Origin of the sequence: Dorea phocaeensis, from assembly GCF_900240315.1 — a bacterium.
Classification (GTDB): Bacteria; Bacillota; Clostridia; order Lachnospirales; family Lachnospiraceae; genus Dorea_B; species Dorea_B phocaeensis.
The window spans coordinates 73,611-89,716 of record NZ_OEPZ01000005.1 but is presented as its reverse complement, the minus strand read 5'-3'; the positions used below and the strand labels follow the sequence as shown (position 1 = coordinate 89,716).

Here is a 16,106-nt window from a genome sequence, read left to right as displayed (position 1 = left end):
CATTGAATCTTAATGATCCAATGCTTTTACATTCATCTCGATATTACAGTCTGCAATCTGATCTCCGTTCACATCCAGTGCATAATTCACATGAACATGGATCTTCTTCTCTTCTGCTTCCACAGCCAGCTCCCGGGTATGAATTCCAATCATCAGTTTCCCATAAGGAGTCTCGTACTCCGTCATGTTGATCTTCTCCCGTTCAAAGGTCATATGGGTATTGGACAGCCCGCTCTTCATAATTTCAAGCTTCCCGTCTTCATAGATCTTGATCTTATTCTTAATTACCCCCGGCATGCCTTCTACAACCTCATCGTAAATTACATAATGCTTCCCATTTTTGTAATAATAGGCTGCAGGAGTAATCACCTCAATGGTTTCCTGTTCTTCTTCCTGTACCATTCCGGTCACATCATAGTGAAGACCGGATATACTCAGCAATACATCTTTTGTCATTCTTCTAATACTCCTCTATATTCACCAGCTTTGTTGCCGCCACATCATATGTAAGAATGGAATTCGCAAATTTTGTAAATTTCTCCGCCGCATCACTAACATAAAATTCATAAGAAGCCTCTCCGCCAACAGGGTGCGCCATCTCTTTTTCTTCCAGCATCGCTTTTAACTCCATCGCCGTCTCATATGCCGGATTGACGATATGTACCGCATCTCCAAAGTATTCCATAATACGAGAACGCAGAAGCGGATAATGGGTACACCCCAAAATCATTGTGTCAATATCTGTTTTCCTTAATTCCGAAAGATAAATATCGATTACCTCTTCGGCAATCTTATGCTTCGCAAACCCTTCTTCCACCAGCGGTACGAACAATGGGCAGGGATTCCCGATCACTTCTGCATCCGGCAGCATCCGGCGGATCACCTGGGTATACATCTCGCTTCGGATCGTTGCCTCCGTTCCAATCACGCCGATCTTGCCATTCCTGGTTTCCCTGACGGCCGCTCTCGCTCCCGGTTCTACGACTCCCATAACCGGAATGTCCGTCTCCTGTCTGAGTGTATCAAGCGCCAAAGCGCTGGCCGTATTACAGGCCACTACAATTGCCTTTACATGACACGTTTTTAAAAAGCGGACAATCTGCCTGGAAAATCGGATAATATTCTCCTTTGATTTACTTCCGTAGGGCACTCTTGCCGTATCCCCAAAATACACGATATTTTCATCCGGAAGCTGGCGCATAATCTCCCTTGTCACCGTCAGTCCGCCGATTCCCGAATCGAACACTCCGATCGGCGCCGCCTTTCTATTTTCTATCTCCACAATATCGATCTCCTTTACTACCTTTCATCTAACATTACTCAATATTGTAACGGTTACCCGGCACAATTGCAAGGGATTGCCACGGATAATCCCTGTACCGCAGATAATCCTTCAGTGCAAAAAAGACAGTGTCCATCAAGACACTGTCTTCTTAGGCATACTGCCATCTTATTCCATCGGATTCTATAATGCCAGTTCTTTGGCAATCTCATACTGATATGCCGGAATCTGCTTCTGCATCTTCAGCGCTTCATTGATATCAAAATCCACATACTCGCCGTGCTTGAATCCTACCACACGGTTTGTCTTTCCTTCTAACAGAAGATCCACTGCCATAGCTCCCATAATAGACGCATAGACACGGTCTTTACAAGATGGGCTTCCACCTCTCTGCATGTGACCGATGATCGTTGCTCTAGTCTCCATACCTGTAGCTTCTTCAATTCTCTTTGCCATGTTCAGAGAATCACCGATACCTTCTGCATTGATGATGATGTAATTCTTCTTGCCGCGCTTTCTGCACTCCTGAATATCTGCAATAATCGCCGCTTCATCATAGTCATGCTCTTCCGGCATCAGAATACGCTCTGCACCATTGGCAATACCGCACCACAGAGCCAGCCATCCTGCATCTCTTCCCATTACTTCGATTACAGAACATCTCTCATGGGAAGTAGAAGTATCGCGAACCTTGTCAATTGCTTCCATTGCAGTATTTACTGCTGTATCAAATCCAATTGTATACTCGGTACATGCGATATCAAGATCAATGGTACCTGGAATACCAATTGTATTAATTCCAAGATTTGACAGTTTCTGTGCTCCCGCGAAAGATCCGTCTCCGCCGATCACTACCAGACCATCAATTCCATATTTCTTACAAATTGCTGCCGCTTTCTGCTGTCCTTCTTCCGTACGCATCTCGTCGCAGCGCGCTGTCTGGAGAATCGTTCCTCCACGCTGAATAGTATCAGATACGTCTCTGGCGGATAAATCAATAATCTCTTCATTTAAAAGTCCCTGGTATCCTTTTCTGATTCCTCTGACTTTCAGACCTTTCCCTAATGCTGTTCTTACTACCGCACGGATTGCTGCATTCATACCAGGAGCATCTCCGCCACTTGTCAATACACCGATCGTACGTATTACTTTGTCTGCCATGATTATTCCTCCATCGTATTTATTTCATTCCATTACTTTCTCACGTGCTACATTGTACAGGAATTAATTCAGCTTTTCAATGGGTTTTTCTATTACTTTTATACAAGATTCTCCTATATAATTCGTCAATCTGCTTAATAACACCTCATCAATCTGCACATTTCGATTCGCCGGAAGCCTTTTTACCGCTTTTTCCTTGCGGATATAAATCACTACAGATGCCGAACCATCCGAATCCTTCATCAGATCTAAAAGCTCCTTTTCCCTTGCCAGATACGTTTCCTTATCCGGAAACTGAAGCCACAATTCCTGCTTTGTCTGCGCAAACGGAATCACCGTCTCACAGATCAGTTTACTTGGCGCGTCATCTTCCTCCGATACCCGCCCTTTGATAAATACTTTATTCTCCTCCGTCAGATACTGCTGATTCCTCTCATAATCCTTCGGAAAAATCACCACTTCTACCGATCCGACCAGATCTTCCAAAGTGATAAATGCCATGGTTTTATTATTCTTCGTATACTTGATTGTTTTTGTTGAAATCATTCCGCCTACAATCTCTTTCGCCCCGTCATAAACTTTGGCGTGCCCGGTCTCTTCATCCACCTGAAAATCAAGCGTCGTCTTGGAGATATTTTTCTTCCATTTTTCTGCATAGTCTTCTAATGGATGGCCCGTTAAGTAGACGCCTACCACTTCTTTTTCAAACGCAAGCTTCGTCTCTTTCTCATACTCGCCCACATCCGGAAGCGGAATATCAAACTCTGATTTCTGCTCGTCCGATACCATGTCAAACAAGGACATTTGCCCTGTCATAGAGTATTTTCTCTCCTGATTTACCTGGTCTAAGATCTTCACATAGACCATCATAAACTGCTTTCTCGTTCCCCCCAGGCTGTCAAACGCACCTGACTTAATAAAGCTTTCAATGGTTCGTTTGTTCACTTCCCGACTGGACAGACGCTCAATGAAATCCTTCAGCGTCTTAAACGGTCCTCCGGCTTTTCGTTCCTCCAAAATAGCGTGAATAACCGGTTTTCCGATACTTTTAATTGCCGCCAATCCATAACGGATATTGCCATTATCAACGGAGAAATTCCCCTCTCCCTTGTTGATATCCGGCGGAAGCACTGCAATTCCCATCTGCTTACAGGTGTAAATATATTCCGAGACCTTTCCCGGATTATCAATTACAGATGTCATTAAAGCTGCCATGAATTCTACCGGATAATAATATTTCAGCCACGCCGTCTGATAGGCCACCACCGCATATGCCGCCGCATGGGATTTGTTAAAAGCATATTTCGCAAAGTCGATCATCTCATCGTAGATCTTATTTGCCGTCTTCTCATCGATTCCATTGGCGATGCAGCCCGGCACGCCTTCCTCTTTATTCCCATAGACAAAGTTCTGACGTTCCTTCTGCATCACATCGCCCTTTTTCTTCGACATGGCACGGCGCAGAAGATCGCTTCGGCCAAGCGTATATCCTGCCAGATCCCGCACAATCTGCATTACCTGCTCCTGATAAACGATACAGCCGTAGGTCGGCTCCAGAATCGGCTCTAACTGCGGACAGTCATAGGTAATCTCTTCCGGATGCGTCTTTCCTTTGATATACTGCGGAATAAAATCCATCGGACCTGGACGGTACAGGGAAATTCCCGCGATAATATCTTCCAGATTCTGCGGTTTTAATTCCTTCATAAAGTTCTTCATGCCGCCGCTTTCCAACTGGAATACGCCTTCCGTCTTTCCACTTCCAATGGAGTCCAGCACCTTCTTATCATTATAATCGATGGCGCCCATGTCGATTGCCTTCCCCGAACTCTTCTCTGCCAGCTTCGCTGCATCCTGAATCACCGTCAGCGTCCGAAGTCCCAGGAAGTCCATTTTCAGAAGTCCAAGCTCTTCCAGTGTCGTCATGGTAAACTGCGTGGTTACCGATCCGTCAGACCCAAGAGACAACGGAACATATTCATCGACAGATTTCTGACTGATAACGACTCCCGCCGCATGCATAGATGTATGTCTTGGCAGTCCTTCCAAACGTCTGGACATATCGATAAGCTCCTGCACCTGAGCATCTTCCTGATACAGCTTTTTTAATTCCTGATTCATCGTCAGTGCACGATCCAGCGTCATATTCAGCTCTGTCGGAACCATTTTCGCAATCGAATCTACAAATGCATAGGGAAGATCCATGACACGTCCTACATCTCGGATCACGCCCCGCGCCGCCATGGTACCAAAGGTGACAATCTGCACCACCCGGTCGGAGCCATATTTTCTCACCACATAGTCAATCACTTCCTGACGCCTCTCAAAACAGAAATCCACGTCAATATCGGGCATGGACACACGCTCCGGATTCAGGAAGCGCTCGAACAGAAGCTGATACTTAATCGGATCAATGCTGGTAATTTCCAGGCAGTAGGACACAATACTTCCCGCCGCTGATCCTCTTCCCGGACCGACCATAATTCCATGGTCTTTCGCATACTTGATAAAGTCCCATACGATCAGGAAGTAATCCACATATCCCATGGATTTGATCACGGATAATTCATACTCCAGCCGCTCTTTTAAGGAGTCATCTCCGTCCGGATATCGCTTTTTTAGCCCTTCATAACAAAGCTTATTCAAGTATTCCCATGATGTATAGCCTTCCGGCACATCGTATTTCGGAAGCTTCGTAACACCAAACTCAATCTCTACGTTACAGCGGTCCGCAATCTTCTGCGTATTCTCAAGAGCTTCCAGCGCGTAGGGGAAGAGCCCTTTCATCTCTTCTTCCGACTTAATATAATATTGACCGCCCTCATAGCGCATCCGATCCTCATCTGCCAGCTTCTTTCCCGTCTGAATACAAAGAAGCATATCGTGAGGCTTCTCATCTTCCGCATACGTATAATGAACGTCATTGGTCGCCACCAGAGGGATCCTCGTCTCCTGCGACATCCGAAGGAGCGACTGATTCACCTGCTTCTGTTCCTGCATGCCGTGATCCTGAAGCTCCAAAAAGAAGTTCCCCTCTCCGAAAATCTCCTGATAGCGAAGAGCCGCCGCCTTTCCTTCTTCATACATTCCCCGAAGGACATTCTTCTGAACCTCTCCCGCCAGACACGCACTGAGCGCAATGATTCCTTCGTGGAACTCTCTTAATACCTCCATATCCACACGCGGTTTATAATAATATCCTTCTGTGAATCCCCGCGATACAATTTTCATCAGATTGTGATATCCCTGATCATTTTCCGCCAATAGCACCAAATGATAATAACGATCCTCACCGCGCACTCCGGGTTCTTTATCAAATCTTGACCCGGGAGCCACATAGACTTCACACCCCAGAATCGGCTTGATCCCTTCCGCCTTCGCCGCGCGATAGAAATCGATCACGCCGAACATCACGCCGTGGTCCGTAATCGCCACGCTGTCCATGCCAAGCTCTTTCACCCGCGCGACACATTCTTTGATCTTATTTGAACCGTCCAAAAGACTGTACTCTGTATGGACATGAAGATGTGCAAAACTCATATTTTTCCTGCTTTCTAATCTCACTATTTGCCAGTTACCGCCGTCTTATCCCTATACTATAGCAAAATTCAGCAAAAAATCCAAGCATAGAAAAAAGGGGAAATACATCCCCCCCTTTAAGGCTTCGTATTTCCCCTTCTTCATCCTTAACCGTTAATCATAAAACTAACCAGTCTATCGATATCTTCTTTCTCATATGCAATAATCTCAAGCTCTGGAATCTCTCCATTAGAGAAGATGTTCGCCATCGATACATACTGAGATAATTTTGATTTCAGATTTAATCTGTCGCCTTCTCCTGTTACCAGCTCTACTTTTCCGCTGCAGGCATCTACCACTTTAAAAAATCCATCAATATCAGAAATATTCTGTACTTTCATCTCTTCGCTCTCCTTTCAAGGTATTATCTATATTCTACCTTATTTTTCCACAAATTCAATAGATTTCTCGAAAATTTCCACTCTTCCTTCTTTCAGAAGCCGTCCCACTGCACGCTTGAATGCGTTCTTGCTAAATCCAAATTCCTTTTTGATCAATTCCGGATCTGCCTTATCTGTAAACGGCAGTTTTCCGCCGTATTCCTCCATCCGCTTCACGATGGCATCTGCATCTGCATCCATCTGAAGGAAAGCCTTTTCCCGCACGCTTAAGTCCAGCTTTCCATCTTCTCTTACTTTAGAAACACGGGCATGTACCCGATCGCCCACCTTCAGCCTGCCGCCGTCTTCCCTCTTGGGAATCAATGCGGAATACTGATTGTCCACTGCTACGAAAACACCGAAATTATCGCTGAGCTCATAGACAATTCCTTCCACCTGGTCATCCTTTTTATAAGGGGAGTCTGTCTTTAGCTTATGGTAAATCTTCATGGTTGCACAAAGTCTTCCTGATTTATCCACATAGAGTGACACCAATACTTCGTCGCCTTTTTTCACTTTCGCTGTCTGCTCTCTGAATGGAAGCAGCAGATCCTTTTCCAGTCCCCAATCCAGGAACGCCCCGATCTTCCCGGTATCAACCACCTTAAGAACCGCCATTTGATCCAGCGTGATCTTTGGTTCCTGCGTTGTGGCAATCAATCGATCTGAAGAATCCTTATACAGAAATACTTCTATCGGATCTCCCACTTCTATATCCTTTGGCACCTGCTTTTTCGGAAGCAGCACTTTATCATCATTGGTACCAAGATAAACGCCAAAGTCTACCTTTTTCACTACCATTAACTGTCGTCTTTTTCCCAGCTCATCCGCTAATCTCATCTCAATCTCCTCCCCGGATTTTACTTCTTTTCTTCTATCTGCATTATACGCATATCCTCTGTAAAACTCAACGGAAACTTTCCCAGACTCCTTCGCCTATTCTTCCTTAAGTTCTACCACCGCGTAAGAATTTCCTCCTTCGTCGCACAGCTCCACTACCATCCGCTCTTCTTCCATCGCCACTTTCGGATAAATCACATCCCCTAGAACTGCCGACTTCTTGTATTCCACACGCAGTTCCTTTATCTTGCTGTCTTCCGGGATCATCTCCAATGCCATCTGAACGTACTGACAGTTATTCACATGCTCATTGGTATCAATGTGGTATCTTCGCACCGGAAACGCATCCCCTTCTTTCGTCTCTTTTGGCAGATCAATTTTCCTTGATTTATATTCCATCTCAAGAGGGGCTCCGATTCCATACGCTGCAACCTCCTCTTTTGACGGACGGCATGGCCTTCCTTTCTTAAGATCCATATACGCCCATACCGAATTGGCATAGGCAACCACCTCTCCCGTTTCATCCTGCATACAGAAGTTACGAAGCCCCAGAAGCCCGCTAAACTCCGTCGCCCAGGTAGAGACTTTGATCTTTTCTCCCATCGCCGGATACCGTTTTACTTCTACCTGCCAGTAGGACAATACCCAGGCCTTCCCATAATTCGTGAAATAGTCTACCCCATATCCCAGGCTTTCAGACTGAAACGTACTGCAGTCCTGAAAATAATTAATGATTCCCGGAAGCGTCATCTGCTTGGTATGATCCACTTCGCTAAATCTTACTCTGCTGTCAAATGTATATTGATTAGTTCTTTGCACTTGCCACGTAACTCCTTTCTACCGTCATCGCAAACTCATATCGGCTGTCATGCATTTTCAGCAGCCGTTTCAGAGAATCCTTGAGTTCTTCCTGTTTCTGATGGTCGTATTCAAACGGCACCACCATGTCGAAGATCAGATTGATCTGCTCTTTCCCGTCTACCATTCGGAAATCATGGATAGACACGGCCGGATCCAGCGCCGCCAGAACTTCCACCACCTGATTTTTCACTTCCAGCACGTGCTTGTCCCTGGTCTCTACCGGATCCATATGAATTACCAGGAAAATGCCAAGCTTCTTCGCCGCATCCCGCTCAATCCGGTCGATCACCTCATGGGAAACTTCGATATCCACATCATTGGGAACCTCTGCATGAATAGAAGCCATGCTTCTTCCCGGTCCGTAATTATGTACAATCAGATCGTGACTTCCAACGATCCCTTCATATTTCTCGACAAACCGTGAGATACGAACATATTCTTCCGGCGCTACCGCCTCGCCAATCAACGGCTCTAAAGTATCTCTGGCAATTCCGATTCCTGCCCACATCACAACCAATGAAACGATAATTCCCACGAATCCGTCAATATTCATTCCCGTCAGTTTCCAAAACAGAATTGACAGAATCGTAACAGAAGTAGTCGCCACATCTCCCATGGCATCCGTCGCCGTCGCCAGCATCACCTTGGAGTCGATCTTCTTCCCAAGTCTGCGGTTGAACATTCCCATCCAAAGCTTCACACCCACCGAGAGAATCAGGATGACCACCGATATCAGCTGGAACTTCATTTCTTCCGGCTCCCGAATCTTCCCAATAGAATCCTTGAAGAAAGTAAAGCCAACCTGCAGTACCAGAAACGCCACCACCAACGCGGAAATATACTCGATCCTTCCATGTCCGAAGGGATGATCTTCATCCGCCGGTTTGCTTGCCATCTTTACCCCCACAAGCCCGACTACCGAAGAGCCTGCATCCGACAGGTTGTTGAATGCATCTGCCATAACGGAAATACTGTTTAAGAAAAATCCAACTGCACATTTCACAATGAACAGCAAAACGTTACAAAAGATGCCCACCGCACTTGCCAATACGCCGTAGGCTGTGCGGACGGACACCTTCTCGATCTCCTCATAATCCTTCACAAAATGTTTCACTAAAAATTCTGTCATTTTTGATTGCCTCCATGTATCTTCTCGTCCTTCTCCTTGTCTCCGAAGAAAAACCATTTTATCTTAAAGTCTGAAGCTGCCGTTACCATCTCATATTCCTCGGCTGTCAGCGCTTCTTTCAATACTTTCTTTCCGTCTTCCTCTACCACCGCGCAGGTAGAATTCATAAAGCAGAGATTGGGATACAGTACACACCACCAGTTGCGCCCTTTCGCCTTCCCAAGCTTGATCCTTAAGGCCTCATACTCCCCTTCCGGAAACAGCACGTCTCCGTACCGCTTGTCCGGGAAGTAGCAGGTGGTGACTTCCGCTTTTGCACGGTAGGAATATCCTTCCTCTTCCAGTACCTGATTTGCTGTATCTTCGATTTTACGAAGATGGGTCTTGGCCCAGCGCTTTGTCGCTTCCGCCTTAGCGGCATCTTCTCCACCTGATACGTCTTCCCACTCTCCCATATCCCGCTTCATATAGTCGATCACGGCATCCCGCACCTTGAGCTTCACTTCCTGATCTTTACGACTGTCGCTGTTCCCAAGCACATGGAAACGGAAAACCTCTTCTGCAAGCGATTCCTGCGTCTTCGCCACCTTCGCCTGCACCATACGGGTTCGTTCTCCCGCCAACAATCCCGTCAGAAAAAGCGCGATTCCTACAGCTGCCGCCATGCAGATCCATTTCTTTGTATTCTTTCCTGTCTTCCTGTCTTCCATATGTATCGAACCTCCCTGTCCTGATAGAGAGATTCTTTCCAGTAACTTTAGATCTTATTCAAACCCTGTCAAATAATTTAATTCTGCTTGTTACGAATCACTGCCATAACTGCATCTACCTGATTATCAATATGACGGCTGACCATTTCTGCCGCCTGCGTCTTATTCTTTTCCTGAATAAAATGAATAATCTCTTCATGCTCCGCAATCAGCTTCGGGTAGACACTTTCCCGCTTCAAATACTCAACCCGGTAGCGGTACATCTGCTCTCTTAGATTACTCAGCAGCTGGATCAACTTCTGATTGTCGGTTGCCATATAAATAATATCATGGAAATGAACGTCCGCTTCTGCGATCTGAGTCACATCGTTACTCTTCAAAATCTTCTTAAAATCTTCTGCTGCCTTCTTAAGTTCTTCAATCTCTGCTTCTGTAATCTTCTCACAGGCAAGCTGAACAGCCAACTCTTCTAACGCTTTCCGAACCTCCAGCACATCCCGCAGGCTCTTCTCGGTAATATCCGCCACCTCTGCGCCCTTCCTTGGGATCATCAGCACCAGTCCTTCCAGCTCCAGCTTACGGATCGCCTCTCGGATCGGTGTCCGGCTTACCCCAAGCTTATTCGCCAGCTGTATTTCCATCAACCGCTCGCCCGGTTTTAATTCCCCTTTTAAAATCGCCTGTCTCAGTGTATTGAATACCACATCCCGAAGCGGAAGATATTCATTCATACTGACATTAAAATTCGTTTCCATCGGTTATTTCCTCCTTGCATTATGTATGTTGGTCACATACACCTGCTTTGCAATTCCAGATTCCTTTATCTTCTGCGCCGCTTCTTTTGCCATCCGCTTATCGCTGTACAGCCCAAAGACCGTCGGCCCGCTGCCACTCATCATCGCATTGAGCGCGCCATTTTCCTTCATCATTTCCTTAATCTCTTCGATAACCGGATATTCTTCCACCGTCACTCTCTCCAGTACATTTCCCATACTGGACGCAATTTTCTTAAGATCCTGTCGTTCTAATCCTTCCAGAACCCCGTCAATGTCTGGATGATTCTCTATTTCATGCGCATCCAGTTTTTCGTAAACCAGCTTTGTAGATACGCTGATAGGCGGTTTTGCCACCAGTACCGTGCAGCGCGGCATGGCCGGAAGCGGCGTTAATATCTCGCCGATTCCTTCTGCCAGAACAGTTCCCCGCATAATACAGTATGGAACGTCCGCCCCTAACTTCACGCCTCGCTCCATCAACTCTTCCTGTGATAACCCCAGCGAAAACATACGGTTGATTCCATACAGCACCGCTGCTGCATTCGAGCTTCCACCCGCCATACCTGCTGCCACCGGAATATGCTTCTCCAGCGTAATTTTAACTCCTTCTTCCACTCCAAATTCCTGCATCAGAAGATCTGCGGCACGGTACGCCAGGTTATTTTCATTCACCGGGAGATAGAATAAATTGGTGGACAATTCAATCCCCGGCTTTTCTGTCTTTTCAATTGTAATCTGATCATATAAATACAGTGTCTGCATCACCATGCGGACATCATGGTAGCCATTTTCTCTTCTCCCCAGCACATCCAGTCCCAGGTTAATCTTTCCCAGTGCTTTCAATTCCATCTTATCCATATGTTTTCTCCTTGTATCTTGTATACAGTGCACCTACAGTATACTCATATTCTCCTTAAAAATCAATATTTTCTTCCCTGCTTTTATCTCGTCTGATTCCAGTTCATTGATCTCCTTGATTCCTTCCACCGTCGTGCTGTAACGCTTTGCCAGATCCCATAGTTCGTCGCCCTCCTGTACAATATAGCCAATGATTCCCGGCCCTTTCTCCGCTTCTTCCCAGTTAAGAGACTCAAGCCGTACCTCTTTCATATTGTGCAGTATTACCGGCTTCTTCACAAAACTATGAAACGCAAGCACCGCCTTGATCTCGATCCGATCTCCCCCAAGCAGGTTCACCGACAGTTGTTCAACCGCATGGCTTACCGTGTATGTCATATCCTCCGCCGTCTCCCGGCTCTCCAGCAGATAGGAAAATGGAATCATTCCCTGCCAGGTATCAAAAGGCACATCATCATCCGCTTTTACATAGAGGAAACTCACATGAAGCACACCTTCCGTCTGAATTCCTCCTTCTACCGGCTCTGCCCGTTCCACCTGAATCCGTCCGCTGCTGTGACAGATCTGTAAAATATTATCCTTCACCTCTGGAAGCTGCAATTCTTCGGACACCTTGCACTTCGAGTGATTCTGCATCAGCAGGCGGGAAAGCTCTACCTCTTCCGTCTCCACAATACAGTCTTTCCTAAGAGAGTATAGATCTGCAAGTAGACTGACCTTCTCCTCCTCATAAACGGCCACTCGTACTTCTAATGTTGCCTCAACGCCGATCATCCGCATTTCACCGTCTTCATCCATCCTTGGTTCCACATGGATATCCGTCAGTTCCTCATAGATCTGATGATACATATGATCTGCGGCTCCTTCACATTCTATACGTCCTTCATAAGGAATCGTCTGCTCTACCCAGTCAATCTTACCGTCCGGTGATTCATAGAAACAGAATAAAAGAAGCTCTCCCATTAGCTTTAATTCATCCTGCTCAAGCCGGGTGTCCAGCTTCCTTCCTGTGACCTCCGACCACAGGATTGTTCCCATATTTTCTTTCGTGCCTCCAATCGAAACAACTTCCTTGATCCGACAGGTGTCTTTCTTCGCCGCTGCCAGCTTCAAAATCTCCTGTTCTTCCTTCTTTTTGTAGATCGCTTCTTCACTGTCAATATCAAGCGTAAGCTCCTGCTCCCGACTCGTCTCCCCCTGCAGAGAAATTTCTGCCAGCGCTTTGATATTTAATTTGCGGGAATGAATCATCGTCACCGTCAGTTCCACCGAGGAATGAGACAGAAAAACTCCCTCTTCCAACTGCTCTTCCCGGTAAACCATTTCCTCGAAGGGAATTCGTCCTTCCAGCGATGCCAAGCGATTTTCCACCTCATCTGTCACATACAATACCCGGAAATGAAGCTTTCCCGCCACCCGTATGTAATTTTCCACCGACTTCATTTCCTCAACCACAAGCGTTCCTTCTCCCAGCATCACTCGCTTGACATCACTTTTGGAATCTGGAACATTGTAATCATCATCCAGATAAAATTGATCCGTCACCATCTTTCCATTCTGATATGTCTGCACCTTTTTCGTTACATACTCCATGTTTTTGCCTCCCTGCTATGCATCAAATACAATCGGCTTCTCCGTATATTCCATCTGAATCACTACAAATGGATACGTCTTTTCCTTTCGTATCTTCTCTCCTCTTGGCGGTCCTAAAAGCTTAGTCTCTACCACCACTGCATCTTTCGCTTCATAACATCCGGTCACTTCCACCTGATACCCGGCAACATCACGTACCCCATATCCTCTTACCACATAGAGCTTTCCCTTATCACCATAGGTTCGTTTCATTTCCTGCTGCTTTCCATCCTCGATTTCCACCGCCAGTTCCGCAGGGATTTCTTCCGGTTTCACCACAGAAAATTCCACGTTTTCTATCTTGTCTGTATCCATTTTTTTGACGGAACATGCTGACAATACTATGGCAAAGGCAAGTACCGCCACAACCATTCGCCTCATAGCTTTTGTGCCTGCCTTTTGTTTCTCTTTACTATCATACACAGCTTTCCGCTAAAACATGACTGAAAAATCAAAGACGGAATCCCCATGGCCCCCTTACTGCAATCATAAATATAATTGCCAATCACACAAAACATGGTATAATGATTGCATTACATGTAATCCAAAACGAAGAAACATTGAGAGGGTAAAAATATGATAAGATTTATTTTAGTTATGTTGATTCTATTCCTATATCTCATCCTCGGCATCCCGGTACTTGGTGTCGAATGGCTGATCGGCAAATGTAAAAAAGAAACCAGTGATTACCAGTGCCTGCGGATGGTTCAGTGGGCATTTCGCCTGATCCTGAAGGTTGCAGGCGTAGAAGTAACCGTAATCGGAGAGGAAAATATTCCTGATGAGCCGGTTCTTTTCATCGGAAATCATCGGAGCTACTTTGACATTCTGATTACCTATTCCCGCTGCCGCAGACGTACCGGATACGTAGCGAAGAAGGAAATGTTAGGCTATCCTCTTCTCCGCGACTGGATGAAACGGCTCTACTGCCTGTTCCTGGATCGCGAGAACCCGAAGGAAGGCTTAAAAACCATTCTCACCGCCATCGATTATATTAAGAAGGGAATCTCCATCTGTATTTTCCCGGAAGGTACCCGCAACACCGGAGAAGAATTAAGTCTCCTCCCATTCCACAGCGGTTCCTTCAAAATTGCAGACAAGACTGGCTGCGCCATTATTCCGATGAGCATGAACAACACAATATCCATCTTCGAGAAGCAGTTCCCCCGAATTAAGAAAACGCACGTCATTCTGGAGTATGGAAAGCCGATCTATCCAAATGATCTGGATAAAGAAACCAGAAAGCATTTGGCCGACTACTGTCAGAATATCATTCAAGAAACGATCAATAAGAACCAGGCGCTTGTATAACGCCTGGTTCTTTCACGTTTTCTTTTCCCTTTTACATTTCTTTCGTCTAATGCTATAATGTAACGGAATATATTGACACTACACGCAGTCATCGTACTGCCATCACAAAGGAGTTTTTAAAAATTATGAACAGACAGGATCTTACTTTACTGACTGACCTGTACGAACTTACGATGATGCAGGGATATTATGAGAAAGGACAGAATGAAACGGTAATCTTCGATGTCTTCTTCCGCCAAAATCCCAACAACAACGGTTATTCTGTATGCGCCGGTCTTGACCAGGTGATTGACTATATAAAGAATCTGAATTTTACCTATGAAGATGTGGATTATCTAAGAAGTCTTGGTATTTTTAAAGAAGATTTTCTTCAATATTTAAGTGGTTTTCACTTTAGCGGAGATATCTATGCCATTCCAGAAGGTACCGTGATTTTCCCGAAGGAACCTATCTTAAAAGTCATTGCCCCAATTATGGAAGCGCAACTTGTGGAAACTGCAATTTTAAATATTTTAAATCATCAATGCTTAATTGCAACCAAAACTTCCCGCGTTGTCTTCGCCGCAAACGGAGATGGCATTATGGAATTCGGTCTTCGAAGAGCACAGGGTCCGGACGCTGGCCTTTACGGTGCTAGAGCTGCTATAATTGGAGGCTGTGTCGGAACCTCCAACGTCCTTGCCGGAAAACTGTTTGATGTTCCGGTTATGGGAACTCATGCCCACAGCTGGATTATGAGCTTCCCGGACGAGTACACTGCCTTCAAAGCATATGCTGATCTTTATCCTGACAACTGTACACTTTTGGTGGACACCTACGACACCTTGAAATCCGGTGTTCCAAATGCCATCCGAGTATTCAAGGAATATAAAGAATCGGGAAAGGCATTCAAGAAATATGGAATCCGTTTGGACAGTGGTGATCTCGCCTACCTCTCCAAAAAGGCTCGCAAGATGCTTGATGATGCTGGTTTTTCAGATGCGTCTATCTGCGCTTCCAACGATTTGGACGAATATCTGCTCCATGATCTGAAGATGCAGGGAGCCGCTATTGATTCTTGGGGTGTCGGTACCAACCTAATTACCTCCAAGGATTGTCCATCTTTTGGAGGTGTCTACAAGCTTGCCGCCATCCAAAATGAGAACGGAGAATTTGTACCAAAGATTAAGATTTCCGAAAACACGGAAAAAATTACCAATCCGGGCAACAAGACGATTTACCGGATTTATGATAAAGCCACCGGAAAAATCAAGGCAGACCTCATCTGCTTTGCAGACGAAACCTTCGATGCCAGCGAAGACCTTCTGCTCTTCGATCCGAAAGACACTTGGAAAAAGACCAGACTTCCGGGCGGCTCTTATACGATGCGAGAAATCCTGGTTCCGATCTTCCGAAACGGAGAATGTATCTATAAATCTCCGTCTGTCCGGGAAATCGCAAAATACTGCGCAGAAGAAAAAAGCACTTTATGGGAAGAGACCAAACGTCTCTTCTACCCGCACAGAGTTTACGTCGATCTTTCAACGAAACTCTACAATGCGAAAAAAGATTTACTAGATCAGTTAAGCACAGAAAAATAAAGGAGAT

At 45.7% G+C, this 16,106-nt stretch carries 15 protein-coding genes; 2 read left to right on the top strand and 13 right to left on the bottom strand.

Translation table 11 applies throughout. The features are described from left to right. Window positions 1-9: 9 nt before the first annotated feature. From C0979_RS10480 to C0979_RS10420, 13 genes are all read right to left on the bottom strand, one after another. Window positions 10-456 (bottom strand): YwiB family protein, encoded by a 447-nt coding sequence (locus C0979_RS10480; protein WP_101695935.1) that lies wholly within the window; start codon window positions 454-456, stop codon window positions 10-12. Window positions 457-460: 4 nt separating this feature from the next. Next, window positions 461-1,282 carry a glutamate racemase gene (gene murI / locus C0979_RS10475; protein ID WP_101695934.1) on the bottom strand — a complete coding sequence of 274 codons (822 nt, stop codon included), beginning with the start codon at window positions 1,280-1,282 and terminating at the stop codon, window positions 461-463. A gap of 183 nt (window positions 1,283-1,465) precedes the next feature. After that, window positions 1,466-2,443 carry a 6-phosphofructokinase gene (pfkA, locus tag C0979_RS10470; RefSeq protein ID WP_101695933.1) on the bottom strand — a complete coding sequence of 326 codons (978 nt, stop codon included), beginning with the start codon at window positions 2,441-2,443 and terminating at the stop codon, window positions 1,466-1,468. A 63-nt stretch (window positions 2,444-2,506) separates the two neighbouring features. Next, window positions 2,507-5,983, bottom strand: coding sequence for a DNA polymerase III subunit alpha (locus tag C0979_RS10465; protein WP_101695932.1), 3,477 nt, complete (start codon window positions 5,981-5,983; stop codon window positions 2,507-2,509). A 146-nt stretch (window positions 5,984-6,129) separates the two neighbouring features. After that, window positions 6,130-6,363, bottom strand: a complete 234-nt coding sequence (locus C0979_RS10460) for a polya polymerase (protein WP_101695931.1) — start codon at window positions 6,361-6,363, stop codon at window positions 6,130-6,132. Between the two features lie 39 nt (window positions 6,364-6,402). Further along, window positions 6,403-7,242: a CvfB family protein gene (locus C0979_RS10455; RefSeq protein WP_101695930.1), complete on the bottom strand. Its 840-nt coding sequence runs from the start codon at window positions 7,240-7,242 to the stop codon at window positions 6,403-6,405. Window positions 7,243-7,338: 96 nt separating this feature from the next. Further along, entirely contained in the window at window positions 7,339-8,061 is a 723-nt protein-coding gene (locus tag C0979_RS10450; protein WP_101695929.1) for an acyl-[acyl-carrier-protein] thioesterase, read from the bottom strand. After that, on the bottom strand, window positions 8,048-9,232 hold the full coding sequence (locus tag C0979_RS10445; RefSeq protein WP_101695928.1) for a cation diffusion facilitator family transporter: 1,185 nt from the start codon (window positions 9,230-9,232) through the stop codon (window positions 8,048-8,050). Before C0979_RS10445 ends, C0979_RS10450 begins: the two co-directional genes overlap by 14 nt. Next, a complete protein-coding gene (gene spoIIR, locus C0979_RS10440) occupies window positions 9,229-9,942 on the bottom strand; it encodes a stage II sporulation protein R (RefSeq protein WP_101695927.1) in 714 nt (237 codons plus the stop codon). Before spoIIR ends, C0979_RS10445 begins: the two co-directional genes overlap by 4 nt. 77 nt (window positions 9,943-10,019) lie before the next feature. Then, window positions 10,020-10,697: a GntR family transcriptional regulator gene (locus C0979_RS10435; RefSeq protein WP_101695926.1), complete on the bottom strand. Its 678-nt coding sequence runs from the start codon at window positions 10,695-10,697 to the stop codon at window positions 10,020-10,022. 3 nt (window positions 10,698-10,700) lie between these two features. Next, window positions 10,701-11,576 carry a 4-(cytidine 5'-diphospho)-2-C-methyl-D-erythritol kinase gene (gene ispE / locus C0979_RS10430; RefSeq protein WP_101695925.1) on the bottom strand — a complete coding sequence of 292 codons (876 nt, stop codon included), beginning with the start codon at window positions 11,574-11,576 and terminating at the stop codon, window positions 10,701-10,703. A 33-nt stretch (window positions 11,577-11,609) separates the two neighbouring features. Next, window positions 11,610-13,169, bottom strand: a complete 1,560-nt coding sequence (locus tag C0979_RS10425; RefSeq protein WP_101695924.1) for a DUF3794 and LysM peptidoglycan-binding domain-containing protein — start codon at window positions 13,167-13,169, stop codon at window positions 11,610-11,612. Between the two features lie 15 nt (window positions 13,170-13,184). Further along, entirely contained in the window at window positions 13,185-13,589 is a 405-nt protein-coding gene (locus tag C0979_RS10420; RefSeq protein WP_101695923.1) for a protease complex subunit PrcB family protein, read from the bottom strand. Between the two features lie 195 nt (window positions 13,590-13,784). Here C0979_RS10420 and C0979_RS10415 point away from each other — a divergent pair, with 195 nt between their 5' ends. Then, on the top strand, window positions 13,785-14,519 hold the full coding sequence (locus C0979_RS10415; protein WP_101695922.1) for a lysophospholipid acyltransferase family protein: 735 nt from the start codon (window positions 13,785-13,787) through the stop codon (window positions 14,517-14,519). Window positions 14,520-14,644: 125 nt separating this feature from the next. Continuing rightward, on the top strand, window positions 14,645-16,099 hold the full coding sequence (locus tag C0979_RS10410) for a nicotinate phosphoribosyltransferase (RefSeq protein WP_101695921.1): 1,455 nt from the start codon (window positions 14,645-14,647) through the stop codon (window positions 16,097-16,099). The last annotated feature ends 7 nt before the right edge of the window (window positions 16,100-16,106 follow it).